We start from the raw sequence: 17,893 nt of genomic DNA, 5'->3' as shown, positions 1-17,893 counted from the left end.
GCTTTTTATATCGTATGAGAGCTATATGGAAACTATGAAAATAAATTAAAGAAGTACCTTTTTTAAATCATTGAAAAAAGAAGGATAGGAAATATTGATGCATTCTTTATCCTGAATGGAAATGACATTTTCTGAAATGAGAGAGGCGATCGCGCCCATCATTCCAATTCTGTGATCTCCAAATGACTGAAGCGTTCCTCCTGATAGAGATGCTTCCCCTTCGATTTGAAGACCATCTTCCCTCTCTTCTACTTTGGCACCTAATTTTCTAAGATTTTCAGCAACCGCTTTTATTCGATCCGTTTCTTTGAATCTCAGTTCTTTGGCATCCTTGATTTCTGTCGTCCCTTCCGCTTGCGTAGCGGCCAAAGCCAGGATAGGAATTTCATCAATCACATTCGGGATCATATCACCTTCAATGGAAATGGCACTCAATGTACTTGACTCAACATGGATATCACCTACAGGTTCGTCACCAATATGAGTATGGACGGTTGTAGTGATATTTGCTCCCATCAACTTCATCACTTGGACAATTCCATTCCTTGTGACATTCAGACCTACATTACGGATCGTCAGCCTACTGCCAGGTGTAATGGCTGCACCTACAATAAAAAATGCAGCAGAAGAAATATCACCCGGCACTCTCAAATCAGCCGCCTTTGGCTGTTGTTCACCTTTTATTGTAATCACTCGACCTTCAACTTCTAAGTCGATACCGTATTGAGGCATAAGCATTTCCGTATGGTTTCTAGTTGTCCCTGCTTCGATCACTTTCGTTTCACCTTCAGCCAGCATTCCCGCAAGCAGTAATGAAGATTTGACTTGTGCACTTCTCACCTGTAGTTCATGCGTAGTCCCTTTTAATCGACTACCGTCAAAAGAAAGAGGAAGCAGTCCGCCGTTTTTTCTGCCACTGATTTTCGCTCCCATGTCACGTAAGGGAACGACGACTCTATCCATCGGCCGCTTAGAGAGCGATTCATCACCGAAAGCAGTTGAAAACAACGGGAGACCTGCAAGGACTCCGCTCATCAATCGTGCGGTTGTCCCAGAATTGCCGAAATTGATCGGGGCGACAGGTTCGCTCAAAGAACGAATTCCTTTCCCGTGGACAGTGAGTTCATCTTCATGCTGTTCGATTGAAACTCCCATCTGACGGAACGCCTGGACGGTCCGCATACAATCTTCACCCGTCAGGAAATTGGTGATTTTCGACGTCCCCTCTGCTATTCCTGAAAAAATGACCGCACGATGTGAGATCGATTTATCCCCCGGGACTTCTATCGTTCCGTTTATTCCTTTTTTCGGTGGTGTCAATTCAATGGTAGACATCCTTTCACCCCTTTACTGTTGAAGCATAACTTCATATTGGTGGAGCTCTAGCACATGTTTACTTGCAAGTTGATCTTGTTCTGTTGCAAAACTGATTCTCAATACGCCTGTGATGCCTTCCCGGATTTCAAGTATCTGTATGTTCTTAATACTGATTTCATGTTGCGCAAGCAGACCGATGACATCATGAATCGCACCCGGCTGATCATGAATATCCACGTGAATGTCATAAAAGGATGGAATCGCACCCTTTTCTTTTTTAGGTAAGCCATCCCGATATTGTTTCGCTTCAAGTAAGTACTGGTATGTACGGTCGCTCTCCTGCTCTTGTAAAAACGTTCGTACTTTCCCCATTTCTTCTACCCAGTCATCAATCATGGAAATGAGCAGCGTACGGTTTTGGAAAAAGATATCCTGCCAAAGCTTCGGGTTGCTTGAGGCGATTCTGGTAATATCCTTAAAGCCGCCCGCCGCCAAATGTTCTATATACGGGTGCGTCACCTGCCAGTCTTTCGCTTGATGAACGAGAGATGATGCAATCAAATGTGGAAAGTGAGAGATGACAGCCGTCATTTCATCGTGTTCACGGGTGGAAAATGTCAAAAACCTTGCATTCGTTTCAGAAAACAGCTCCTTCAACTGTTCAGCTTCTTTATCTGAAGCATGAACAGATGGAGTCAACACGTAAATCGCATTTTCAAACAAATGAGGTTTAGCAGCCGTATACCCCTGTTTGTGAGATCCCGCCATCGGGTGGCCTCCAACAAATGAAATCATCGGATGCTGCAATTGATTGGCAGCATCCAGCACTTTATTTTTTACAGAAGAAACATCTGTCACGAGTAAAGGCTTTTGTAGATCGACCGTATCTAATAGATTCAAGTATTCGATCGTAATTGAAATGGGTGTAGCCAGAACACAGATGTCTGCTTCTTTTACCGCTCTTTTGAAATCTCTGACAGCCTGGTCGATGACTCCATGCTTTAATGCGGAATTCAAAGAATCTTCATTCTCATCCAAGCCCATGATGAAGACGTCTTCTTTCTTAGATGCATTCATGGCAAGGGAGCCGCCGATAAGTCCCAGGCCGACAAACAGTACTTTCTTTTTCATCATTTCACGCCTGGTGCAATCTTTTGTTTCATTTCCTCCTGGATGCTTTCCATATCCTCACGCTTTCCAATTGTAAGCCTGATTGAATTTGGAAGTCCCAGCGCCTCACCTGAACGGACGATGAATCCTTTGGACAATAGGTGTTTGAACATTTCGTCTCCACTGATCGGAAGGTGAATCAATAAGAAGTTCGCTTGAGTATCATAGTAAGTCAGACCATTCTCATCGCAGAATTGCATCAATGCTTTTTTATTCTCTTTATTCTCTTTCACTGACTTTTGAATAAAGTCTTGATCGTCGATCGCGATCAAAGCGGCAGCTTGTGCCACGGTGGATGTGTTAAATGGCTCCCGCGCCGGCTCTAAGGCATGGATGATTTCTGGAGAAGCCACCCCGTACCCGATTCGAAGTCCTGCCAGGCCATACGCTTTTGAAAATGTACGAAGAACCATCAAATTAGGATATTGATCGAGAACTTCGAGAGATTCCAAGTAGTCATCAGATTCGAGATATTCATAATAAGCTTCATCCATCACTACGAGCACATGCTCAGGTACGCGATCTAAAACGGATGTCATCGTTTCACGATCGATATGAACACCTGTAGGGTTATTCGGCGTACAAATCCACAAAACACGGGTGTCGGCATCGATCTGTGCAAGCATCTCTTCCAAGTCATGGTGCCCGTCTACTAATGGGACCTCTCTCACTTCTGCTCCTTCAATCAAAGCGTTATGACGGTATTGCGGGAAGGTCGGTGTAGCCATGACGGTATTCGCACCCTGCTCTAAAAAAGCACGGCAAATGATTTGAACCACTTCATCTGACCCGTTACCAAAGATCAATTGTTCCTCATTTACGTTTATAAAATCAGCCACTTTTTTACGGATGGCAGCTGCATACCCATCCGGATAGATTTCCAAATGAGAAATCAGCTTAGGCAGTTCTTCAGCAACTTTTGGTGAGAAACCGTACGGGTTTTCATTTGAAGCCAGTTTGACGATTCGCTCCAAACCGAATTCCTTTTTTACTTCTTCAATTCCCTTTCCGGGCTTATATGGTTTCATCGTTTTTAAAATTTCTTTTGCTTTCATAAGTATTCTCCTCTCATCTCTTTAAATCTGGTCTCAGTTCTTGTGCTTCATGATGATAGATGTGATGGATATCAGCTTGGTCCTTTGTGGTTTCAGCTGTAACCATGACCCTTATGCATTTCTGTAAACTATCGGGGACTGGGATTTCCCGCATACACATGACCGGGACGTACGTCCAACCTTCCAGTTCACGTATGCTTTTAGCAGGAAAGGCCTCCGTCACATCCTCAGTCACCGTGAAAAATACAGAAACTATATCATCCGGCTGGATCCCATTTTGCTGCACGAGATCCTTTAGTAGCTCAGCGGACCTTTGGACGATTTCATCAGCATGGTTATTTTCAACAGTTGTCGCACCTCGTATCCCTCTGATCATGAATAGACCACCTCGCTATAAAAACGATTCAAATGCCTGAGAAGTTCTTTATCTGAAATCTGGTGGAGGATTGGAGAACCAATTTGCTCAAGAAGAATATAATGGATCTTTCCATCCACAGCCTTTTTATCCCATTTCATACGCTTCACCAACACTTCAGGGCTTACTTCTTTCAACACTTTCATTGGATAGTGGTTTTCATCCAACCAGTTTACATAATCATCTACTGGTAAATCCGAATGGAGTATATCTTTACTTAGCTGCATGGCAAACAAGATTCCCACTGCAACAGCTTCTCCATGAGTGACTGTTCCATAACCAAGCTCAGCCTCAAGTGCATGGGCCAGTGTATGGCCAAGATTCAAGTGTTTTCTTATCCCATGCTCACGTTCATCCTGCTCGACTATATCCGCTTTCACCCTTATACCCTTACGAAGATCATTTGATATATGATCCTTAGTAAGGGTGTCAATCCTACTGTTTAAAAGGTCAAAAAACCATTCTTTGTCTGACAGCAATGCATGCTTGACTACTTCCCCATACCCTGAGCGAAGCTCATGATCAGGGAGAGTAACCAGGGTTTCAATATCATAAACGACTTTGGCTGGGTTATAAAAACTTCCGATTAAATTCTTTCCAGCAGGGTGATTGATAGCCACTTTCCCGCCGACACTGCTGTCATGAGCTAAAATGGTCGTCGGCATCTGCCAAAATTCCACCCCGCGCAAATAAGTGGATGCTACAAAGCCAGCCAAGTCGCCTATCATACCTCCTCCGAGAGCTATAATCAGCGAGTTGCGATCCATCTTACTTTCCACACATCGATCTAAAAGGTATTGATATTGTTTCATGCTCTTAGATGCTTCACCAGCTGGAACGATAGAAGTGTGCACTTGATGATCAGCTTCCAGGCTCTTCACTATCGAAGAAAGATATAAACCGGCTACCTGCTCATCCGAGATGATATGAATCGACGTATAAGCCTTCTTTATATGCTCAGAGAGTCGATGGCGAACCCCCGCTTCAAAAACGACCTCATAATCATGATTGCTTGCTTGAATGAGGAGAGCATCCATATTAAAACCCTCGTACTTCCTCACGGTAATCGTCCACTGCACGTTTCAAGCGTGGAAAGTAGTCAGCCGGGAATTCTTCTGTGATCGCTTTGGCCAGTTCGAAAGCGACGACATGCTCCATGACGACGGATGCAGCAGGGACTGCACATGAGTCCGAACGTTCGATACTTGCTGAAAAAGGCTCCTTTGTTTCGATGTCTACACTTTGGAGCGGTTTATATAAAGTAGGGATCGGTTTCATGACTCCTTTGACGACAATCGGCATGCCCGTGGTCATTCCACCTTCAAATCCACCTAGTCGGTTGGTACGGCGGGAATATCCTTTTTCTTCATCCCAAAGAATTTCATCATGAACCTGACTTCCATTTCGGCGTGCTGCTTCAAAACCGATGCCGAACTCCACCCCTTTGAACGCGTTGATACTCATTACACTGCTTGCAATTTTTGCATCAAGCTTTCGGTCGTATTGTACGTATGAACCTAAACCAGGGGGCATCCCTTCTACGTAAACTTCGGCTACGCCTCCGATAGAATCTCCTTCTTTTTTGGCTTGATCGATCGCTTCCATCATCTTTTGTGCCGCTCCTTCATCAAAAGTGCGGACAGGAGAAGCTTCTGATATCTCTCTTCGTTCCTTTAATGTCAGGTTTTCGTCCACATCACTTACAATACCTGCGATTTCCCGAACATAACCTGCCACTTCAATACCCAGTTCTTTCAGCAGTACTTTGGCAACGGCTCCGGCACCAACTCTGGCAGCTGTTTCACGAGCCGAAGACCTTTCAAGAACATTACGCATGTCTCGATGGCCATACTTCATACCGCCATTCAAATCCGCATGACCAGGTCTGGGCTTAGTCACAGTACGACGGATATTCTTTGTATCTTCCGGTAAAGGGTCTTCTCCCATGATATCTGTCCAATGCTTAAAATCATCATTATGTACGACTAAAGTTATTGGAGAACCTAATGTATATCCATGACGCACACCACTTGTAATTTCTACTAAATCTTTTTCAATCTGCATACGTTTGCCACGTCCGTATCCGCCTTGTCTACGGATTAAAGACTCATTGATTTGATCTCTTAGAAGAGGTAAATGCGAAGGCACCCCTTCGATGATCGTCGTCAATTGTTTTCCATGTGATTCACCAGCAGTTAAATAGCGCATGGACTCATCCCTCCTATCAATTGATACCTCAGCTCTGTTTCAGCTGAAAATTTATGTACTACTATATCATAAGCTTCCATGTTTGTGTTCTTTAAATATTCAAATTTTTTTATTATCTATATATATAACGCTTACATTTGTATATATCATCTTTTTTGATAGAAAAAGGAGTCAAACAAAGCGAACCCAAATCGATCCGGTGAAAAAATCTGTTCAGAGCTTCCTACAAATAAAAATCCTTCTTTATTCAACGCTCTATGAAATTTCATATAAACTTCCTGCTTGGCTTCTTCAGTAAAGTAAATGAGGACATTACGGCAGACAATCAAGTCAAATCCTGCAGGGTAAGGTTCTGATAAAAGGTTGTGCTGCTTGAAAGTGATACTTCGTTTGATTTCGTCCACTACCTTGTATCCATCCGTCTCTTCTTCAAAATACTGATTCATGGCAGTCTGAGAAACTTCTTTCAGCTGCTGCTTTGGATAGAATCCCTTTTCAGCCTTTTTCAATGAAGCCGTATCCAAGTCTGTTGCAGTGATCTTAAATTGACCAGGTTGGAGATAGCTCCTTAAAATCATCGCTATTGTATACGGTTCTTCTCCAGTTGAACAAGCTGCGCTCCAAATATTAAGCCTTCGTTTTTGACCAAGTAGAACGGGAAGTATCTTATTTTCCAACACCTCGAACCTTGCTTTATTCCTATAGAACTCTGATACATTAATTGTGATCCTCTCTTTCAATTCTTCCAATAGATGTGGATTGGTAATCAGAGCTTCAAAGTAGTCACCGAAACCCGCAAACCCCCGCTTATTTCTTAATGTCGTCAAGCGCCTTTTCATTTGTGCTTCTTTATAAAGTGATAAATCAATGCCTGTCTTTATATGAAACCTTCTAATAAAATCAACGTACCCATCAGTCATCATTCGTTCCCCTTCATAATGAACATTCACTATCAGACTACTGGAACAAATAGAATAAGTAAAATTTGAATCCTTTCTTCACAAGCGATGACTCACTGATTATTCATAGGTTCAGCCTTGAAAGTATAACTGCGTCAATGAATAAAAAAACCGCCCTGCACAGGCGGTTTTCTTAGACCTTAATAGATCCAGTTCAAATCGTTCTTTTGATAATCGACCAACTCTTCAGAATTGAAGAAAAGTCCGATTTCTCTTTCAGCACTTTCAGGTGAATCCGACCCGTGAATGATGTTTTTACCCACGATTACACCATAGTCTCCGCGAATCGTGCCAGGAGCAGCTTCTGCTGGTTTCGTAGCCCCCATCATATTTCTAGCGGTTGCGATGACATCTTCACCTTCCCATACCATTGCGAAAACAGGTCCGGAAGTGATAAATTCAACCAACTCACCAAAGAATGGCTTTTCCTTGTGCTCACCATAATGCTCTTCAGCCAGAGATGTAGGGATCTGCATCAATTTAGCTCCAACCAGCTGGAAACCTTTCTTTTCAAAACGAGACGTGATGTCTCCGATCAAATTACGTTGTACACCATCAGGTTTAACCATCAAAAAAGTCTTTTCCATGTCATACACCTCATCTTATGTATTGTGTGAAAGCGCTTTTAACAAGTGCCATAAAAAGTCTAACAAAAACAATAGATGATGGCAATACAATTATGTCCTTCTTTTTCCAATATACTTGGCAATTCCCTTCAGCGTCTGCTTCGCACGGTTGGCCGGGAGTTTGGATAAGGATTCATACGCCTTCGCCAAATAACGATCACTGATTTTCAATGAACGTTCAATGGAGCCGTTTGTTTTGATCTTCTTGATGACAGGAGCAATATCCTCAGTAGTCAGGTCTTCTTTTCTTAAATACAGGTGGTCAAGCTCTTGCTTGAATTCTTCATCCTCCAGAGAATAAAGAACAGGAAGAGTGATATTCCCTTGTAAGAGGTCACTGCCTGCAGGCTTGCCCAGCTCTTCTTCTGAAGCTGTAAAATCGAGGACATCATCGATGATTTGATAGGACATACCCACATAGTATCCATATTGGAACAAAGCTTTCTCCTCTTCTTCATTCACTTTTGAAGCAATTGCTCCCATTCGGCAGCTGGCGGCTATAAGAAGAGCTGTTTTCCGCTTTATCCTTCGCAAATAAGTACGAACATTTTGATTGGTATCATATTTGTCTTCAATCTGTTTGATTTCACCAAGGCACAGTTCCACCATCGTCTTAGCTAAAATTTGGTGTGCACGAGGATCATCCAAAGCAGAAAGGTTTTCCAAGGAACGAGCAAAAATATAGTCCCCCGTGTACATGGCTATACGGTTGTCCCACCGGGATTTAATGGTCGGTTCTCCACGCCTGACCTCCGCTTCATCTATGACATCATCATGTACAAGTGAAGCTGTATGTATGAGTTCCAGTGAAACGGCGACTGCCTTCATTCTCTCAATGTCATAGTCCCCGAATTTACCTGCAAGTAAAACAAAAACAGGGCGGATCCGTTTTCCGCCTGCCTGTAATAATTGACTGGAAGCCTCTCTCAATACAGGATTATCTGATTGGATCGTTTCATTGACGGCTTTTTCAATCACAGATAAATCTTGTTTTAAAAAAGAATAAATCATAGCTAATTTCATAATATTTCATTCCTAACTATCACTTTTCACCCATATGCATAGCTGCTACGCCGCCTGTGTAAGACTTTACTTCAACATTTTGCAGCCCCGCTTCCTGAAACATCTGCTTCAATTCTGCTTTACCAGGAAAGTCTTTGGCAGATTCATGTAACCAGCTATATTCCTGATAGCTCTTGGCGAACATTTTTCCGAACAAAGGCATGATATTCTTGAAATAAAAATAGTATACCGTCTTGAATAGGGGGTTGGTTGGCTGGGACGTTTCAAGACATACAACCTTTCCACCAGGCTTAACTACTCTGTGCATTTCTTTTAAGACCTGTTTGTAGTCAGGCACGTTTCTCAAGCCGAAGCCGATGGTCACAAAATCGAATTGATTGTCTTCAAACGGAAGCTCCATGGCATTTCCATGTTGGAATTCAACTTGACTGATACGGTTTGCAAGCTTCTTTTTAATACCGACGGATAACATATTTTCACTGAAATCGAGACCGATGACTTTACCCTTCCTGCCGACGGCTTCTGCGAGCGTCATCGTCCAATCCCCTGTACCGCAGCACACATCTAATGTATGGTCTCCTCTTTTCACGTTCATCCGCTTCATGACATCCTTACGCCAAATTCTATGTTGCTGGAATGAAATGATAGAGTTCATGCGATCGTATCGATTGTATATTTTTTCAAATACGTGATGGACACGTTCTTCTTTCGTTTGTGGATGCATATTTACCCTTCTTCCGCAATCTGTCTCTGGTTGAATTGTTGATGGATCGCTGAATGGACATAAGACTTGAGCCAATTGAAGTGAATCGGCAGCTGAGACACAGTCGTTTCAAGTCTATGGATATGGTTTTGCAGTATTTGTTCAATGTTCAGGAGGACTTGTCCGCTGTTTCCTGAAATATTAGGCCGGTTGATCAGTACATTGATCAAAGGGGAGAAGTTCCCTTCCATGTAGCTGCGTTTTTCCTGTAAGAGTTTCTTTGCAAGAAGCCACTCTCCAGCCATATCATTGATCGTCGTCTTTTGAACATATGAAGCAACCCTTTGAATCAATAAAGATTCGATTTTTTTCACACCGCTCAAAAATTCCTGGAACGATTCCACATCCTTATAATATAACTCCATCTTCAATTCGTTAATTTCTTTAATAGCGCCGGCCAGCGTATGGATCATTGGAATATCATCAAGTTGAGAAAGCAGATAATAATACAAGCCACTATAATAGTCTCCAGCCAGTACAGTCAATTGACGCTGCCTGACAGTATCCCGATCATCATCATCTTCGGTAAGAGTCACCAAATCATGGGTATCGAGCGCGATTTGAACCAGCATCGTAGTGATGACATATTGTTCTTTTTTGACGGAGCTCAACTTCGTGTGGTCCATTATAGAGGACAGGATCACCAACTTATCTTCGTCAATGTCCGGCTCAGGTATGAATTCTGCCAAAAAAGGATGGCGAACTTTCTCAGCTATCTTCTGTTTTAAGTCTTTAATATAAGTGTTTGATGAGTGCAACTTGATCACCTGGCCCCTTCTTGAACGCTATTAAAACCACGTTTATTATAGCATATATCACAATTCGACGCTTTTATGTATGTGCAGAGTACAGCGCCTGCTTTTACTCTGCTTCATTGGTCATTTCACCGTGGCTCGTCTGGATGACCGCTTTCCCCCGTACTTTCACAGCAGAAGTATGTTCCGTGAATTGCGCGATCATCACTTCACCTCGGTCAAGTTTTTCAGAATGGTGAAACCTTGTGTCTGTCCCTCTGGTCAAACCGATGACATTCACTCCATCTTCCATCGCTTTGATCACAAAAAAGTCATTGTTGTCTTTAGCCATTAAGTATCCGCTCCTCTCTTGTACTAATACTATCTCTTACAAGTTCAGCCATGTCAAAAAATTGACGTTTATTATAGTTTATCCAAAAAAATTTATTGTAAAGCCATCTTTGAACAGAGAGATTTCAAGTTTGAGGCAAAAAAGAAAAAGGGTGCAGACTGCACCCTTTTCCAGCCCTATGTAGTTAATTATTTAACCGCATCTTTAAGGGCTTTACCTGGTTTGAAAGCTGGTACTTTACTTGCAGAGATTTCAATCTCTTCACCAGTTTGTGGGTTACGACCTTTACGAGCCGCACGCTCACGAACTTCAAAGTTACCAAAACCGATAAGTTGTACTTTCTCACCATCTTTTAGTGAATCCATGATAGATTCGAATACGGAATCTACAGCTTGTGTAGCATCTTTCTTAGAAAGATCCGCTTTTTCAGATACTGAGTTGATTAGATCTGTTTTGTTCATGACATTCACCTCCTCCCAAGAGGGTTCATCTCATTCAAGTGGATTGGTTACCACTTTAAATGTGTTATGGACAGTCATCATTTGATGACAAGCCTTATATTAAACGAGTTTTCTACGAAATTCAATAGAGAAACCTTTAGAAATCGCATTACAACGCGATTTCTGCGACTGAATTCCGCTTCATTTCAAGAGTAGCGTACCATAAACCTGAAGAACGTTCAAGTTGCTCCAACCCTTGATATGATGGGATTCACAGCACTTTTCAATCCCTTATAACGGTAAATACGACATGATTATAATAAAACCCTCTTTTCCGGGAGAAATTTTTTATAAAAAAATTAAAACGGCCCTCTCGGAGCCGTTATAATATGATTGCTATCATGCCGCCGGAGCCTTCATTGATGATTCGCTCCAACGTTTCCTGTAGTTTGTATCGAGCATTTTCCGGCATTAACGCAAGCTTGGCTGAAATCCCTTCTCTGACAATGGAGCTCAGTGAGCGTCCGAATATGTCTGAATTCCAGATGGACAGTGGATCTTCTTCGAAATCCTGCATCAAGTACCTCACCAGTTCCTCACTTTGCTTCTCAGTACCGATGATTGGAGAAAACTCCGATTGGACATCTACCTTCACCATATGGATTGAAGGAGCGACAGCTTTCAAACGGACACCGAACCGTGAGCCCTGTCTGATAATTTCAGGTTCATCAAGGGTCATATCCTCAAGGGTTGGAGCTGCAATCCCATATCCAGTCTGTTTGACCATTTGCAGCGCATCAGCCACTTGGTCGTATTCTCTCTTGGCATGAGCGAAATCCTGCATGATTTCAAGCAGGTGATCTTTGCCGCGGATTTCTTCTCCTACAATTTCTTTTAATACATGATCGTATAAATGCTCAGGTGCTTGCAGATCAATTTCGGCGATGCCTTCCCCTAAATCCATCCCGGATATATGAGCACCGGTAATATATTCATATTCATCAAAATTTCCTATGACTGAATCAACGTCACGAAGCCTTTTTATATCCTTGACTGTTTCCTCAATGGCAGTTTGAAGATTGTTCCTCAGCCAATGACGGGAATCCAGCACCATGACCCAGCTCGGTAGATTGACATTGACTTCGAGGACTGGGAACTCAAACAATGCTTCTCTTAAAACATTCTGAACGTCCTGCTCGCGCATGCTTTCTACTGATAAAGCAAGGACAGGAATATCATACTTCTCCTGAAGTTCAGCCCTTAACTGCTCTGTACTTGACGCGTGGGGCTGAGCGGAGTTGACAATCATGATGAAAGGCTTTCCGACCTCTCTTAACTCTTCGACGACTTTTTCTTCTGCTTCAACATAATCGTGTCTGGATATTTCACCAATGGTCCCATCGGTCGTTACAACGATTCCGATTGTTGAATGCTCCTGGATCACTTTTTGTGTTCCAATTTCGGCCGCTTCATGAAACGGTATCGCTTCTTCATACCAAGGTGTATGAATCATTCTAGGCCCGTGCTCATCCTCGTAACCAACAGCACCATTCACCGCGTACCCAACACAGTCGACCATTCGTACCCGGATATCCAAGTGGTCGTCGATATTGATTTTTGCCGCTTGATTTGGTACGAATTTCGGTTCTGTCGTCATAATCGTTTTACCTGCAGCACTCTGAGGGAGTTCATCCAACGCACGTTCACGATCGGATTCCTCCTCCATATTAGGCAGGACAACTAACTCCATAAATTTCTTTATGAATGTAGATTTCCCTGTACGAACTGCCCCTACGACACCTAAATAAATATCTCCATTTGTCCTTTTGGAGATATCACTGAAGATATCCACCTTCTCCAAAGGATCCCCTCCCAAAATTGAATTTCAACAACATACAAGCCTAGACAATCTAATTCTATGATGTTGTCCTAGATAAATATGCAAGAATTTAATCTCTTTCATATGAGGAGTAGGACGGCAAGGATGAATGCTCATATCTCAGTTTATGAAACTATCTTCTATTCCATTCTAAAAACAAATTTTTATAGAGTATTGTTATATTTCAGCTCCTTTTCATCTTCATCTTTTATTATGGCCTAGTTTATGTCTGTTATTGGTTTTACATAACAAACCAAGTGCATGGATTTAATAATTGAATTGCAGGTCGCAGCTGGAGGTGGGGCAGGCATCCTAATTCAAAAAAAGGTTGAAGTGAAGTCAAAGAAAGGAATGTCAGGAACAATAAAAAAAACCGCTTTCTATAAAGAAAGCGGAATAATCATGATTCATAGTCACTCATGAATATAGGTTCTCCATCTTTGACAGTGTAAGGATCGGAATATCCAGGCACGAACGGAGCATGGTCGGTCAGCAGGTAACGGATATCCTCTCCAGGTTGATACGAGTGTTCTTTGTTTTGGAGATAATTGTATAAGTCTTTACGGTAATCAATCTTTACATTCCCTTGAGCATCCAAATATACGGGCAGCTTATGCTGAGAATATGGGCTGTCAACCATTGGAGGCTCGTCCATTCCCAACTTTTCATAATCGAGCTTATAAAATCCACGGGCGATCGGTTCGCCTAATGGAGGATATCGATTGTTATCCTGGTAAAACTTTATTTTAACCTGGAGAGAGCGTACGGATTCCGTCGTTCTTAAATCCAACACTTTCACAGTCGGATCTTCTTCAGGATGGATGATTACGTATTGATAATGCCCCCCGTTTTCAAAAGAAGTACCAGGGAGTTCACCGATTAGATTTTGCTGCTTCAATTTACTGAAATCCAGCAAATATTTTTGGAATACCGGTGTATCCTGAGGTTTCGTCTTGATCGGCAGCAACCCATCTGTATTTTCTTTATAAGTATCGACCGCATTTTGTATCGTATCTAATTGTACCTGATTAGGTACTTGGTTTTTTTGAAGCTGATTGCTTGGGTACAGACAGCCTGTTAACACAATGGCAAGTAAAGGCATGGTCAGTAATTTCAGCCACTTCATGTTGAAACCCTCCTTTTCTTAAGCTGTCGGTCCACTAAAAACGATATAAAAAATGATCAATCCACCGATGATCATGCATACCCACGCGATGAAAGCAACGACCCCGGCGAGGATGCCATTCAATTTATGTCTGCTTAACAAGATGAGCCCGATCGACAGGAATAATAAAATGATTCCAGCGAACGATATGTACATCTTGAGCATTGATTCAGACATGATTTTCCTCCTCTTATACACAATTTGCTTCTGGTATTATACCACATGTTCAAACCTGAACGCACCGGTAAAGTTCCATACGGGTGCCCTACTCACACCCTTTTAGATTTTTATAGGTAGACAGGAGAAAGAAGGACCCAGGCTTCACCTTTCACATCCATTAAGTAACTTTAAAAACACTCTGTTCTGTTATTGCTTGGTGGTGTTATTTCACATGTGAGCTTTCCTCCCTGGGTTTTGTATGAGGCGGCCTTTTAGAATGACTCCCTTTCCGTGGGGTACCGCGAGCCTCCTAAGGCTGCGCCTTCCGGGGTCTCACGATGTACCTTTATCCCACTGGAGTCTCGCCATTCTAAAAGGCCGCCTCTTCAAAGTAGAAGGGTCAGAAAGGCCATAACCCAAGTACGTTACACCAACTACGAAAGGGATTGCAGGGAAAACAGGTAGACTCCTGCGGGAAAAAGGAACAAGGTGAGACCCCGGAGAACGAAGTTCAAGGAGGCTAAAGCGTTCCCCGCGGAAAGCGGACTGTTTTCCCTGCCATCCCATGCACTCAGTAAATAACGGACCGGACACTATCAACAACAGATTTTAACAGAGCCAAAGAATAAAGACACGCTGTCAAACACAAGAAAATGCCGGAGCAAACGTATTGCTCCGGTTGACTAAATAATCCCCGCACAGCTCATATATAATGATTACTGCGAGTTATTGTATGCAATTGTATGAATGGCCGCCTCATCAGGTGCCCAACTTTGCGTCAGCCTTTAAGAAACTTGCTTAAAGTGTTCATATCAAGTGGCATATTCTGTTTTGTGATCGCTTCTACGATCTTATCTTCCTTCTTCTTTGAAACTGGTTTGTTTGCAACCTTGGCTAGTTGACGAACTAATCGACGCACCGTCTTTTCATCACTGAAATCTGCATTTTGCACAGAGTTCGCGACATTGAACACATCCTCCGGATCAATGTCCGCCTTTTTCTTCAAATGATCAAAAATGTTCTTTTGAAAATCACTCATGTACAGTTGACCTCCTCGTGCAATAGGTTCTGGATAGTATATGCACTGAGGAAGTCATTTGTCAGTCATTCATTTGTTCATCTAAAATATTTGTCAGATCCTCCATTTCGTGGCGACGGATCCTTGTCATCAATTGATCGACTACATCGCGAGGATCTGCACCTTCAAAGAGGATTTGATATATGCCTGAAGTGATCGGCATTTCTACGTTTTGATTTTTGGAAAGTTGATAAGCGGCTTTAGTGGTCCGCACACCCTCTACAACCATCCCCATCTGCTCTAAGACTTCTTCGAGATCATTTCCTTGGCCAAGCTTGTTCCCTGCTCTCCAATTACGGCTGTGAGAGCTCGTACATGTCACAATCAAATCACCAATTCCAGTCAACCCTGAAAAGGTGAGCGGGTTCGCCCCCATCGCTGTCCCTAGACGGGCGATTTCAGCTAAACCTCTGGTGATTAAAGCAGCTTTTGCATTATCCCCGTAGCCTAAGCCATCCGAGATCCCTGCCCCCAAAGCAATAATATTCTTTAAGGCTCCGCCAAGCTCCACACCTGTCAGATCCGGGGAGGTGTATACTCGAAAATTACGGTTTATGAATAAATCCTGGACTTTTTCTGCTACTTTAATATCAGCAGCAGAGACAGTTACAGTCGTCGGCTGACGTAAACTGACTTCCTCTGCATGGCTTGGCCCTGACAAAACTACGACATCTTCATAAAACTTATCCGGAATCTCTTCTTTAATGACTTCCGAAACACGCTTATAGGTTTCAGGTTCAATCCCTTTCGATGCGTGAGTAAGAATCACTTCCTGATCCATCACATTTACAAGATCCTTGCAGACTTCCCGCATCGCTTTTGTCGGCACGACCAAAATAATGTGTTTGACACCTTTGACAACACTGCTCAAATCGTTGCTTGCGTGGATACTTTCAGGGATTTGCACCCCTTTCAAATACTTTTCATTCTTATGGGTGGCATTAATCTCGTCAGCATGTTCCTGTCGATGTGACCATAATCTCACTTCATGTCCATTGTCAGCGAGAACCATGGCTAGAGCCGTCCCCCAGCTCCCAGCTCCCAGTACAGCTACTTTTTCCATGATACCTACTCCCTTTCTCTCGAAATCACTTACGTTTACGTGCGTAAATTTTAATCGGTGTACCTTCAAATCCGAAGGCTTCACGAATACGATTCTCTAAGAAACGTTCATAGGTGAAATGCATCAACTCAGGTTCGTTCACGAAAACCACGAACGTTGGCGGCTTGACGGAAACTTGAGCTGCATAGAATATTTTCAATGGCTGTCCTTTGATCGATGGCGCAGGGTTCATAGCCAGAGCATCCATGATCACTTCGTTCAAAATGTTCGTTTGAACGCGTTTGGCATGATTTTCACTTGCTTCCACCACTCTTGGGATCAAAGTATGTGTTCTCTTTTTAGTTTTGGCAGACAGGTACACGATCGGCGCATAGTCTAAGAATCGGAAGTTAGAACGGACTTTATCCTCGAATTCTTTCATCGTATTCTCTTTGATGTCCATCGTATCCCATTTATTTACTACGATAATGACAGCTTTTCCTGCTTCATGAGCATAACCGGCAATTTTTTTATCTTGCTCTTGTATACCCGTCTCAGCATCAATCAGAGTCAATACGACGTCTGAACGTTCAATCGCTTTTAGAGCACGCATGATACTGTATCGTTCTGTATTTTCATAAACCTTTCCACGTTTACGCATCCCCGCAGTATCTATGATGACGAAATCCCGGCCATCTTTAGTAAATGGTGTGTCAATGGCATCCCGTGTCGTTCCTGCGACATTACTAACAATGACACGCTCCTGACCGAGGAGACTGTTAACAAGGGATGATTTACCTACATTAGGGCGTCCGATCAAGCTGAAACGGATCGTCTCGTCATCAATTTCTTCCTGTACTTTCTCTGGAAAGTGTTTAACCGCTTCATCCAGCAGGTCACCAAGTCCGAGCCCATGTGTTCCGGAAATCGGGAAAGGTTCACCGAATCCCAAGCTGTAAAATTCATAAATGTTTTCTCTCATCTCCGGGTTATCCACTTTGTTGACTGCTAGTACAACAGGTTTGTTGGATTTATAGAGAATTTTAGCTACTTCTTCGTCTGCACCTGTAATTCCATCTCGTCCATTGACCATGAAGATGATAACGTCAGCTTCATCGATTGCCACGTTTGCCTGTTCTCTCATTTGAACGAGAAGAGGTTCATCTCCAAGCTCTATTCCACCGGTATCAATGACATTGAAACGAGTGGTCAGCCATTCTGCTTCAGCATATATACGGTCTCTTGTCACTCCTGGAGTATCTTCTACAATTGAAATTCTTTCTCCTACAAGGCGGTTGAAGATCGTCGATTTACCGACATTCGGCCGCCCTACAATAGCAACTACTGATTTTCTCATGAAAGGATCATCCTTTCCCCATTCTAATTTCATTATTTCACGTATTTTCAGTAAGGAAACGTCAAAGGGGTTCTCCCCTTTTGACGAAAAAAATACTGCCGTCTATGGTCATGCTGTTGAACAGCCTTCAATCCCACAGAACAGCAGATAG

The 17,893-nt window shown here is 42.8% G+C and carries 19 protein-coding genes; all 19 read right to left on the bottom strand.

The window, feature by feature from the left end:
• Positions 1-45 precede the first annotated feature (45 nt).
• Positions 46-1,335 carry a 3-phosphoshikimate 1-carboxyvinyltransferase gene (gene aroA, locus LCL89_RS03085; protein ID WP_224807624.1) on the bottom strand — a complete coding sequence of 430 codons (1,290 nt, stop codon included), beginning with the start codon at positions 1,333-1,335 and terminating at the stop codon, positions 46-48.
• Positions 1,336-1,347: 12 nt separating this feature from the next.
• Positions 1,348-2,448 carry a prephenate dehydrogenase gene (locus LCL89_RS03080; RefSeq protein ID WP_224807623.1) on the bottom strand — a complete coding sequence of 367 codons (1,101 nt, stop codon included), beginning with the start codon at positions 2,446-2,448 and terminating at the stop codon, positions 1,348-1,350.
• Positions 2,448-3,542 carry a histidinol-phosphate transaminase gene (gene hisC, locus LCL89_RS03075; protein WP_224807622.1) on the bottom strand — a complete coding sequence of 365 codons (1,095 nt, stop codon included), beginning with the start codon at positions 3,540-3,542 and terminating at the stop codon, positions 2,448-2,450. Before hisC ends, LCL89_RS03080 begins: the two co-directional genes overlap by 1 nt.
• Positions 3,543-3,555: 13 nt before the next feature.
• The gene (gene aroH, locus LCL89_RS03070; RefSeq protein ID WP_224807621.1) at positions 3,556-3,918 is read right to left on the bottom strand and encodes a chorismate mutase; all 363 of its coding nucleotides are present in this window, start codon (positions 3,916-3,918) and stop codon (positions 3,556-3,558) included.
• Positions 3,915-4,994: a 3-dehydroquinate synthase gene (gene aroB / locus LCL89_RS03065; protein WP_224807620.1), complete on the bottom strand. Its 1,080-nt coding sequence runs from the start codon at positions 4,992-4,994 to the stop codon at positions 3,915-3,917. The genes aroH and aroB overlap by 4 nt, the downstream gene beginning before the upstream one ends.
• 1 nt (position 4,995) lies before the next feature.
• The gene (gene aroC / locus LCL89_RS03060; protein WP_197316186.1) at positions 4,996-6,165 is read right to left on the bottom strand and encodes a chorismate synthase; all 1,170 of its coding nucleotides are present in this window, start codon (positions 6,163-6,165) and stop codon (positions 4,996-4,998) included.
• 146 nt (positions 6,166-6,311) lie between these two features.
• Positions 6,312-7,085, bottom strand: coding sequence for a CheR family methyltransferase (locus LCL89_RS03055; protein ID WP_224807619.1), 774 nt, complete (start codon positions 7,083-7,085; stop codon positions 6,312-6,314).
• Positions 7,086-7,264: 179 nt separating this feature from the next.
• On the bottom strand, positions 7,265-7,711 hold the full coding sequence (gene ndk / locus LCL89_RS03050; RefSeq protein WP_224807618.1) for a nucleoside-diphosphate kinase: 447 nt from the start codon (positions 7,709-7,711) through the stop codon (positions 7,265-7,267).
• Between the two features lie 90 nt (positions 7,712-7,801).
• Positions 7,802-8,773 (bottom strand): heptaprenyl diphosphate synthase component II, encoded by a 972-nt coding sequence (hepT, locus tag LCL89_RS03045; RefSeq protein WP_224807617.1) that lies wholly within the window; start codon positions 8,771-8,773, stop codon positions 7,802-7,804.
• 19 nt (positions 8,774-8,792) lie between these two features.
• A complete protein-coding gene (gene menG, locus LCL89_RS03040) occupies positions 8,793-9,497 on the bottom strand; it encodes a demethylmenaquinone methyltransferase (RefSeq protein ID WP_224807616.1) in 705 nt (234 codons plus the stop codon).
• Between the two features lie 2 nt (positions 9,498-9,499).
• On the bottom strand, positions 9,500-10,303 hold the full coding sequence (locus LCL89_RS03035) for a heptaprenyl diphosphate synthase component 1 (RefSeq protein WP_224807615.1): 804 nt from the start codon (positions 10,301-10,303) through the stop codon (positions 9,500-9,502).
• Positions 10,304-10,397: 94 nt separating this feature from the next.
• Positions 10,398-10,622, bottom strand: a complete 225-nt coding sequence (mtrB, locus tag LCL89_RS03030) for a trp RNA-binding attenuation protein MtrB (protein WP_197316192.1) — start codon at positions 10,620-10,622, stop codon at positions 10,398-10,400.
• 188 nt (positions 10,623-10,810) lie between these two features.
• Positions 10,811-11,083: an HU family DNA-binding protein gene (locus LCL89_RS03025; protein WP_197316193.1), complete on the bottom strand. Its 273-nt coding sequence runs from the start codon at positions 11,081-11,083 to the stop codon at positions 10,811-10,813.
• Positions 11,084-11,444: 361 nt separating this feature from the next.
• Positions 11,445-12,923 carry a stage IV sporulation protein A gene (gene spoIVA / locus LCL89_RS03020; protein WP_197316194.1) on the bottom strand — a complete coding sequence of 493 codons (1,479 nt, stop codon included), beginning with the start codon at positions 12,921-12,923 and terminating at the stop codon, positions 11,445-11,447.
• A gap of 418 nt (positions 12,924-13,341) precedes the next feature.
• A complete protein-coding gene (locus LCL89_RS03015; protein ID WP_224807613.1) occupies positions 13,342-14,067 on the bottom strand; it encodes a YajG family lipoprotein in 726 nt (241 codons plus the stop codon).
• Between the two features lie 18 nt (positions 14,068-14,085).
• Complete coding sequence (locus LCL89_RS03010; RefSeq protein WP_197316196.1) at positions 14,086-14,283, bottom strand: DUF2768 domain-containing protein; 198 nt, start codon at positions 14,281-14,283, stop codon at positions 14,086-14,088.
• A 760-nt stretch (positions 14,284-15,043) separates the two neighbouring features.
• The gene (locus tag LCL89_RS03005; RefSeq protein ID WP_197316197.1) at positions 15,044-15,304 is read right to left on the bottom strand and encodes a stage VI sporulation protein F; all 261 of its coding nucleotides are present in this window, start codon (positions 15,302-15,304) and stop codon (positions 15,044-15,046) included.
• A 61-nt stretch (positions 15,305-15,365) separates the two neighbouring features.
• Positions 15,366-16,406: an NAD(P)H-dependent glycerol-3-phosphate dehydrogenase gene (locus LCL89_RS03000; RefSeq protein ID WP_224807611.1), complete on the bottom strand. Its 1,041-nt coding sequence runs from the start codon at positions 16,404-16,406 to the stop codon at positions 15,366-15,368.
• Between the two features lie 25 nt (positions 16,407-16,431).
• Positions 16,432-17,742 carry a ribosome biogenesis GTPase Der gene (der, locus tag LCL89_RS02995; protein WP_224807610.1) on the bottom strand — a complete coding sequence of 437 codons (1,311 nt, stop codon included), beginning with the start codon at positions 17,740-17,742 and terminating at the stop codon, positions 16,432-16,434.
• Positions 17,743-17,893: the final 151 nt, after the last annotated feature.

The sequence above is a fragment of the Halobacillus yeomjeoni genome, assembly GCF_020171525.1.
Lineage (GTDB): Bacteria > Bacillota > Bacilli > Bacillales > Halobacillaceae > Halobacillus > Halobacillus yeomjeoni.
This window is presented reverse-complemented; position numbering and strand designations above follow the sequence as displayed.

Coding starts and splice junctions, on each gene's coding strand:
- ndk (WP_224807618.1), bottom strand. CDS start 7,711: ATGGAAAAGACTTTTTTGATGGTTAAACCTGATGGTGTACAACGTAAT.
- aroB (WP_224807620.1), bottom strand. CDS start 4,994: ATGGATGCTCTCCTCATTCAAGCAAGCAATCATGATTATGAGGTCGTT.
- LCL89_RS03015 (WP_224807613.1), bottom strand. CDS start 14,067: ATGAAGTGGCTGAAATTACTGACCATGCCTTTACTTGCCATTGTGTTA.
- menG (WP_224807616.1), bottom strand. CDS start 9,497: ATGCATCCACAAACGAAAGAAGAACGTGTCCATCACGTATTTGAAAAA.
- LCL89_RS03005 (WP_197316197.1), bottom strand. CDS start 15,304: ATGAGTGATTTTCAAAAGAACATTTTTGATCATTTGAAGAAAAAGGCG.
- LCL89_RS03000 (WP_224807611.1), bottom strand. CDS start 16,406: ATGGAAAAAGTAGCTGTACTGGGAGCTGGGAGCTGGGGGACGGCTCTA.
- LCL89_RS03025 (WP_197316193.1), bottom strand. CDS start 11,083: ATGAACAAAACAGATCTAATCAACTCAGTATCTGAAAAAGCGGATCTT.
- hisC (WP_224807622.1), bottom strand. CDS start 3,542: ATGAAAGCAAAAGAAATTTTAAAAACGATGAAACCATATAAGCCCGGA.
- LCL89_RS03055 (WP_224807619.1), bottom strand. CDS start 7,085: ATGACTGATGGGTACGTTGATTTTATTAGAAGGTTTCATATAAAGACA.
- aroC (WP_197316186.1), bottom strand. CDS start 6,165: ATGCGCTATTTAACTGCTGGTGAATCACATGGAAAACAATTGACGACG.
- aroA (WP_224807624.1), bottom strand. CDS start 1,335: ATGTCTACCATTGAATTGACACCACCGAAAAAAGGAATAAACGGAACG.
- mtrB (WP_197316192.1), bottom strand. CDS start 10,622: ATGGCTAAAGACAACAATGACTTTTTTGTGATCAAAGCGATGGAAGAT.
- LCL89_RS03010 (WP_197316196.1), bottom strand. CDS start 14,283: ATGTCTGAATCAATGCTCAAGATGTACATATCGTTCGCTGGAATCATT.
- aroH (WP_224807621.1), bottom strand. CDS start 3,918: ATGATCAGAGGGATACGAGGTGCGACAACTGTTGAAAATAACCATGCT.
- der (WP_224807610.1), bottom strand. CDS start 17,742: ATGAGAAAATCAGTAGTTGCTATTGTAGGGCGGCCGAATGTCGGTAAA.
- LCL89_RS03080 (WP_224807623.1), bottom strand. CDS start 2,448: ATGAAAAAGAAAGTACTGTTTGTCGGCCTGGGACTTATCGGCGGCTCC.
- hepT (WP_224807617.1), bottom strand. CDS start 8,773: ATGAAATTAGCTATGATTTATTCTTTTTTAAAACAAGATTTATCTGTG.